This window comes from Flavitalea flava, assembly GCF_054461575.1.
On the sequence record NZ_JBTLQH010000091.1, the window covers coordinates 1 to 7,974 of the forward strand.

A 7,974-nucleotide genomic window follows, 5' to 3' on the forward strand; every position below is an offset into this window, starting at 1 on the left:
AATTAACCATTGGGCGGTTCTTCGGAGCTGCCCTTTTTATTTTTAAACCCCGACTTTAGTCGGACAATAGTGATAAACAATATTTAATTGAACTTATTATGAAACGTGTCCTTCATTTAATCTCCAGCCTTCAGGGAAATGAATCGTATAGCATCAAACTAGGCAAAGCCATGGTTGAAAAGATCATTGAAAAGTATCCAGGCAGCACTGTTGAAGTAGTAAACCTTGTTGATCTTGAAATTCCACATTTAAGTCCTGCTATTCTCCGGTCATTTTTTGTCCAGGGGGATCAGTTGACAGAAGAGGACCGGGAATCCATCCGCTACTCGAATGCGGCGGTAAAACAATTGCAGGAATCCGATATTATTGTAATTGGCGCTCCACTATATAACTTTACAATTCACACCGCACTCAAATCATGGATTGACCACATTACCAGAGCTGGAATCACTTTTGGCTATGGAGAAAATGGTCCTATTGGTATGTTAACTGGTAAAAAGGTATATGTAGCTATGACCTCAGGCGGTATCTACTCGGAAGGACCTGGTAAAGTCAATGACTTCGTAGCACCTTACCTAAAAGCGTTCCTTGGATTTCTAGGCATGACTGATCTTACCGTTTTCCGTGCAGAAGGCCTTAAAGTTCCAGGCGTCAAGGAACATGCCATGGAAAATGCGATCGCAAGTATACATATTGACTAAGACAGGGAGTATGCTTGATTTCTAATAAACTATTACGCTAAGGTACAAGATAACCGGAGGGCGAAGCCCGGAGGTAATCTTGTCATCCCGACCAAACAAAATCGGCCGAGCCTCCGCATCGCGGAGGTTTTGTCGTTTCAGAGCGCAGCCGTCAAGCTTGCTTGAATTGAAGGCAGCAAATTGCTCAGCAGTGAACTCGATTTATTTTGACATAACGACTGATTTTGGTTAAAAAATGAACAATAATTTGTCCTGACAAGCTGTAGTGAGATTCTTGTGTGCGCTATCATTGTGAAACAACTGCATTAAAATGAAGAGGTCGCCTCATAAGTAATAAGGCGACCTCTTTCCAGTATGTCACAGGGTTCAGTGATTAATGGCCGGAGACCAGGGCCAAAGCTCATTAAAGTGAGATTCCCTTAATAGTGATTGACCGCCAGCACATCTGTCGCATTTGCTCCCGTGCCTCCCGGCAGCCCTTTAAGGACAATTGTTCTACTCTTGAAATACATGGAGGACAATCCTCCCAGCGTATAGGAAGTCAGTAAAACAGAGCTGGCCGCATCTATGAACGAAAACGTGTAGGATCCGCCGGCAGGCATACTGCCCGAAGCAGGCAACTGCAGGAATGAAGAGATCCCCTTATACGGCAGGCTACTTGCTATTACACTATCTCCGGCATCGGTATTCACGGTTATATTGACAGGATTGCTCCCGAATGACAGATTAGCGAATCGGATACCGATTGAACTGTCATTTACAGGGATAACAGGCACTTGGTCCGTAGTCAGCAGCGTATCCGGTGCAGTCTCTGTGCCCGCAAAAAAAAGGGTGTGAATGCTTCCTGGCGCAATATTCAGATTCAAGTTAAATAGCGCATGCAATGTATCCCGGTTCGTTGAGATTGCCAATGGCACTGTATTGAGATAGCCGGAGAACTCCTGATAGGAATTCGGAAGTATTTGCTGTGCCAGGTAATACCGGAATGTCGGTTGCTTCGTCACTCCATTGAAATTAGTCACCAGCGTATCTGCACCGGGGATGATATTCACAAGGGTGAGCGAAGAGGACAACTGAGCCGTCGAACTTTCTTTCTTACACCCGGTGCAAAGGCCGGTCAAAAGGATGGCAATTACAACGCCCTGCATATAATATTTCATCAAGATCATTTTTATAGGTTGATAATTTATCCATTTTTATGATTCAACAGGTCATTGATGCGGCTAATAAGATCCTTCAAATGTATCCGTGTCAGGGGATCGGTAGCATGAGGTATCGCCCTGTTGATCTCCTGCTGAAGAAAATAAATTTCCGCCTTGATCAGGGCGGCCGCATCTGACTCCTGGCTATCTTCATCCCGGGCAGTGGCAATAGTAAAAAGGTTCCCGAAATATGCCCTCTGAAGACCGCGCCGGTAAGATTCGACGACTACTGGTCCGCCGGAACCAAGCTCACGCCAGATATACTTGTGAAGGGTCGTCATATAATTCATTGCCGATAATGCCTTGTTACCGTACTGCCGTTGACTGGCCAGTACCTTGTTGATCCGCTTTATATCCATAAGGCTGTTGAGCACCTTTACCTGGATGTCCGAAATAAAGTTGGGTTCCGCCGGCAGGTCAATGAGGTTCACCACTGCTGGGTTCATCAGCCAGACCGGGGTAGTGAACAATTGTGTATCGAAGAAGGACAGAGCTCCCAGTTGCAGGCTCCTGGGGGTTGGCACAAACACAGGCTCCTCGTCTTCATCGGCGCGGATCGTTCCATATACGCCTCCGATATTTCTTAGCACATGATTGATATAGCGGTAATACTGGTCGGTGAGCGCCCTATAAGCGTTGAACAGATTCTCATGGATGCCTCCCTCTACACGCGTCCAGGCTGGCAGGTTGGGCAGGATGCGCTGAAGATTTTTAATACCATAGGTGCTGGCCCTGACAGGATCATCGCCCAGATCTTCCGTTTGGCAGCGGGGATCGAAATGTTTGATCTCACCATCTCCGAACCATAGGCGCCGGTTATGGCTGGTTCGCTCCTCGATCCATTTGCTGACGATCTTTTTATCTTCCTCCGCATTCGGCGCAAGGCTGTTCTTATATCCCCACTCAATGGCCCATTGGTCATATTCCCCGATACGGGGAAACAGCTCTTCCTCCGTTAAATGATCTTCCGGCTGCGCCACGTAATTGAATCGGGCATAGTCCATAATACTGGCAGTATGGCCATGTGTACGCAGCCAGGTCTTACTGCGCAGGCTATCTACCGGGGTCTGGCTGCTGCTGCCGAAATTATGCCGTAGCCCCAGAGTATGCCCTACCTCATGGCTGGAGACAAAACGGATCAGCTCACCCATCAACTCCTCATCGAATTTGGCCTTGCGCGCCCTCGGATCAACAGCAGCCGTCTGGATCATATACCAATCATGAAGGAGAGACATGACATTATGATACCAGCCGATATGCGTCTGAATGATCTCACCGCTGCGGGGATCATGGACCTGGGGGCCATAGGCATTAGCGTTGTCTGAAGGGAAATAATTCAACATGGAATAACGGGCGTCATCCAGGTGCATCGTAGTATCGTTCTCCGGCCATTCTTTACCCACAATGGCATTCTTAAATCCTGCCTGTTCGAAAGCCTTCTGCCAGTCATTGATCCCCTTTATCAGCCAGGGACGCCATTGCCGGGGAGCAGCCGGGTCGATATAGATGACAATGGGGTTCTTCGGTTCGACCAGCTCTCCCCTCTTCCATTTTTCGGTATCTTCCTCTCTGGGTTCAAGCCTCCACCGTAAAATGAACTGGCGGCGATCCGACTTCTGCTGGTCATCGCTATAGGCATAATAGCTGTCAGCGAAATAACCTACCCGCGGATCAAAATACCTGCGCTGCATCGGTACTTTTGGAAGGGCAATAAATGAGCAATTCGTTTCGATCGTTACGGGGTCATTACCGCCGGAAGCCGTTCCGAGTTTGGACTCCATATTCTTGCTGATGCCGATCTCCACATTGATCGGATAGACATGGATATATTGCACATAAAAGTCCTTCATTGCAATGGTGTTTTCTATCTTGGCCAGGGTGGTCCTGTTATCGATGCTATTGACCATACTCTTGTCTTTCAGGAACTTCGTCACATCGATCACATAGCTCTTGTGACTCTTCCCATACGTGATGATAGGAAAAGATGAAACGACAGGATTCAGCGTCGCTTTAACTACAGCCTTATAAATAGCGCTGCCGCTGTCAGCCTCGCTGACGACCAGGTCATAGCGGATACAGATGCTGGAATCCGGTCCGATATCGAAGAAGATGGTCTTTTCATCCAGTTCTTCACCGGCATACATGCCCGACCCGGCAGGCCCCTTGCTGAGCCTGTTTATCAGCATAATATCCCGGTGCAGGAGTGAATCAGGGATCTCGAAATAGGTAGTGTCCTTTGACTGATGCACGGTGAACAGACCGGATTGGGAAATAAATGCAGGCGTGATTACTGCTTCATAGGGTTTCAAGTTTGGACGGGCTGCGGGTTTCGACGTATCCGCTTTGAGAGGAACCGGAGGATTCTGAAATTCCAGCAATGGAATCACCGGTTTCTGAGCCTGGGCATAACTGGTGGGACCTGCTATGAGTGCGATATATAAAATTGTCTTTATCAAATTATTTTTCATCTTCATTTACTTATTAATATTGAGGGAATGACGGATTATTTTCCACCTGAACGAAGGGTCACTGAGGGCAGTTCCCTGACCAGGGACTTTAAGGCACTGGCACGGGCAGCAGAAGACTCATCCCAGATGATCACCACCGGGATAGAAAAATCATTTGGTTTTTCCAGTACATAGTCTGCGCGATGTGAAGGCTGATTACCATGACTACTGAGATCGATTGCTACGCCTTTGTGCTGTTGTTGGGCCCAGGTCTCCAGTAAGGGCAGGGCAAATGTTTTATAACTGCGCAACAGACTGATGGCCAGAGAGTCATTTGCCGGGTCCGGAAGAGGGACATATACAAACCCTTCCATGTTGCCATTCACCTTCAGAACAATATCGGATGTCTGAAAGCCAAAACCCGGAGTTTCTTCTTCCTTCATGGAACCCTGAAATGGCGGTGGCCCTTCCAGGCTATAGTCAGCAGCATACTCTGGCATTTTCTTTCGGTCAGGTGGAGAACCGCCAGGCTGACAACCTAGGAGCAGCATAAATATCGAACAGCGAGCAAACAAAACTTTTATTCTCATTTTTTTATTTTTAAAAGCAAGGAAATTGTTTTTCCCATTACCCTTGTTCTATCAGTACCCCTGGTTTTGCGACAAGTTGGGATCGGTAGCCAGTTCGGTTTGCGGGATCGGATATAGTAACTGGTAATCATGCCAGGGTATTTTAGCCGGAATGGCTCCGAGTACTGCTGCCGCCTTACCGGTTCGTTTCAGGTCCAGGTACCGGTGCCCCCATTCAGCAAAAAACTCTACCCTTCGTTCCTGCGCGATAGCTGCCAGCAGCTCATCGTTTGAGGAAGCTGTGGAAGGAGGCAGCCCTGCTCGCGCACGGATAACATTCAGGTCTGCGAGGGCCCCCGTAGTATTCCCCTCCCATACCCTTGCTTCTGCCCGGATAAGGTATTGCTCTGCCAGGCGAAACACAGTATAATATTGAGCGGGGGCAAAGTTCTGTGAGCCCTTTGTATATTTATTTGGCCACCAGAGGGTATCTCCGGTCCAGGGTGCTTCACTGGGAGTAGGCGTGAAACCTGTCCAGGCAATCTTACGCTGATCATTGGGCTCAAAGGCCTTTCCCATCGACGGGGAAAGATAGTAGGTGGGAGTAAAAATCAAACCATACTGATTATACAACGAAGGGATCAGGAAGATAGCTGTCTGCGAAGGAGGAATTGAAGACCAGCTCAACTGGGGAAGAAAATTGAGGATATCGTTCGGGCTAAAAGGCAGTTCGACCACATTCGGTATCATTTGCCAGATACTCTCCGTGCTATTTTTCGAAAAGACTGTATTCAGGTCGCTAACCAGGCTGAACAGTGTATTACCGATCAGTGAGGATGCCTGATCATCGGCATCCTTCCAATCCTTCTGATATAAAGAGACCCGGGCCTCCAGTGCAATAACCGCCCATTTATTGGGGCGTATCCTTTCCCCTCCGGACACTGAATAAGAAGGTCCCAGCAAGCTCTCCGCATCCTTTAGGTCGCTGAGGATCTGTGTATAGACAGCAGCCGGGGATGTTCTCCCCAGCAGGTTAGTCTTGTTAAAGTCCGTGAATAGTACCAGCGGAACGTCCCCGAACAGATTCGTGAGGTAGAAATAGCAGAGTGCACGTACAAATTTGGCCTCTCCAATCAATTGATGACGCGCACTGTCGGACAGTTGCACTGCCGAAGCAGCGCCAGCGCCTTCAATAATAGCATTAGCGACATACACGTCCTTGTACAGAGGGGCCCAGAAAATGGTGCTTGTCTGCGTAATGGTGCTGGTAACCTGACTGCTTTCGAATGCATAGGTAAATGGATTCAGAACACCAGACCGGCTTACCAGCTCATCGGAAGATAATCCCGTATAAACGGCCGTCCCGCCATCACTCCAGCTATTGGCGGAAGACAGCATCATCTGCGAATAGAGTCCTGCCAGCGACGAAGCCGCCTGTACCTCATTGGCGAACAATGCCTCCGTGGTGATCGTATTTTGTGGCTGACTCACGGTAACGAACTTCTTACAACCTCCGGCTATCAGCAGGACCATCCCCAGCCAGCCTGTTTTTTTATATAAATGGTTCATGTTATACTTTTTATACAATTAAAAAGAGAAAGTAAGTCCTGCATTGATCTTACGGGCCGGCGGCAGCCCTCCATAAGTGCGTACCTCCGGATCCAGCCCTTTATATGGACTGAACACGAACAGGTTGTAGGTAGAGGCATTTATCGCCAGGCCCCGGATACGCGCCTTCCGGAGAACCCTCGCTGGCAGGCTGTAGGATACATACAGGTTCGAACACCGGAAATAGCTGGCATCCGACCATCCCGAATTGGAGTTGGTCATTTGAATACTTATAATGGGCGAATTCGACTCCCTGGCAAAGAGGGCATCCGTTTGTCCCGGATGCGTCCAGGAATGATCGTAAACGTATTTGGAAATATTCGTCAAAGCTCCCGCCGCGGACGATATCGCTCCCGATGATCCTCCGAATAACAGATTAATTCCCTTTTGCCGGACAAAATTGAAGGAGGTGCTGATCGTTAGCTGCTTATAGGTCACGCTCGTACTCAGACCACCCGTATATACCGGCTCCCGGTCGATAACGATATACCGGTCATCATTACCGGTACCCGGGAATACCTGCTCATTGACGGTCACGTTTCCGTCGTGATTATAATCAGTAAAGGTGAATTTACCGGTAAGGGGGTCTACCCCCGCATAATTCAGCACATAATAATTATTCAGGGAGGTGCCGACCTTGTAGGAATTCCGATAGGCAGCAGATTGATCGAGGTTAGGGTAGGCCAACAATTTATTCCGGTTGATCCCGATATTGAAATTCGCCTGCCATTGGAAATTCTGATTATGTAGGATAATGGCACTCATCGTGATCTCCAGTCCGGAATTCTGCACATTGGCCGGCCTATTGGCAGTGACGGAAGTAAACCCAGTGAACTGAGGCAGCGGCATACTGACCAGTTGATTGTTGCACCGATCCCGGTAGTACACGATATCCAGACTTAAAAACCCGTGAAACCATTGTGTCTGGATGGCCGCTTCCAGTTTCTTGTTCACCTGCCAGTGGAATTTGGGATTGGCCTCCAGTTGAGGAAGCAAAGGAACGATACTATCGTAATTACTCAACCCGGAGCTATTGCCCCATTGTGAAAGGAACTGATAGTCCCCCACGGCATCGCTGCCCGTAATACCATAGCTGCCGCGTAATTTGAAGAAGCTCAGTGCAGCAGGGATCACTTTCCGGATGAAGGGTTCATCGCTGGCTATCCAGGCTGCACCCGCAGACCCAAAATTACCAAACTGGTCACCAGGGCCGAATCGGCTGCTTCCATCCCGCCGGCCATTTATATTCAGGATATATTTATTAGCATAATTGTAGGTGATCCGCCCGAAGATCCCGCTGTATTTATACTCGCCATAGTTATCCGTCGTCTTCTGCACAGGGGCCAGTGAGAGCGAATGAAGAAAGATATCACTAGTGTCTAGTCTATTTTGTAATGTCGTATAAATGCCGTACCTTTTTCTTCCAAAAAGAGTATGGTAAAGTATA

The 7,974-nt window shown here is 48.3% G+C and carries 6 protein-coding genes; 1 reads left to right on the top strand and 5 read right to left on the bottom strand.

What is annotated here, in order from left to right; all coding sequences use genetic code 11:
• Positions 1 to 98 precede the first annotated feature (98 nt).
• On the top strand, positions 99 to 701 hold the full coding sequence (locus ACX0G9_RS31175; RefSeq protein WP_459068911.1) for an FMN-dependent NADH-azoreductase: 603 nt from the start codon (positions 99 to 101) through the stop codon (positions 699 to 701).
• A gap of 419 nt (positions 702 to 1,120) precedes the next feature.
• On the opposite strand, the gene ACX0G9_RS31180 is transcribed toward ACX0G9_RS31175, so the two are convergent.
• From ACX0G9_RS31180 to ACX0G9_RS31200, 5 genes are all read right to left on the bottom strand, one after another.
• Positions 1,121 to 1,861, bottom strand: a complete 741-nt coding sequence (locus tag ACX0G9_RS31180; RefSeq protein ID WP_459068912.1) for a hypothetical protein — start codon at positions 1,859 to 1,861, stop codon at positions 1,121 to 1,123.
• Positions 1,862 to 1,887: 26 nt separating this feature from the next.
• Positions 1,888 to 4,371: a zinc-dependent metalloprotease gene (locus tag ACX0G9_RS31185; protein ID WP_459068913.1), complete on the bottom strand. Its 2,484-nt coding sequence runs from the start codon at positions 4,369 to 4,371 to the stop codon at positions 1,888 to 1,890.
• A gap of 35 nt (positions 4,372 to 4,406) precedes the next feature.
• Entirely contained in the window at positions 4,407 to 4,940 is a 534-nt protein-coding gene (locus ACX0G9_RS31190; protein ID WP_459068914.1) for a hypothetical protein, read from the bottom strand.
• A gap of 51 nt (positions 4,941 to 4,991) precedes the next feature.
• Positions 4,992 to 6,488, bottom strand: a complete 1,497-nt coding sequence (locus ACX0G9_RS31195; RefSeq protein ID WP_459068915.1) for a RagB/SusD family nutrient uptake outer membrane protein — start codon at positions 6,486 to 6,488, stop codon at positions 4,992 to 4,994.
• Between the two features lie 18 nt (positions 6,489 to 6,506).
• A partial coding sequence (locus tag ACX0G9_RS31200; protein WP_459068916.1) for a TonB-dependent receptor domain-containing protein occupies positions 6,507 to 7,974 on the bottom strand: 1,468 nt, incomplete at its 5' end.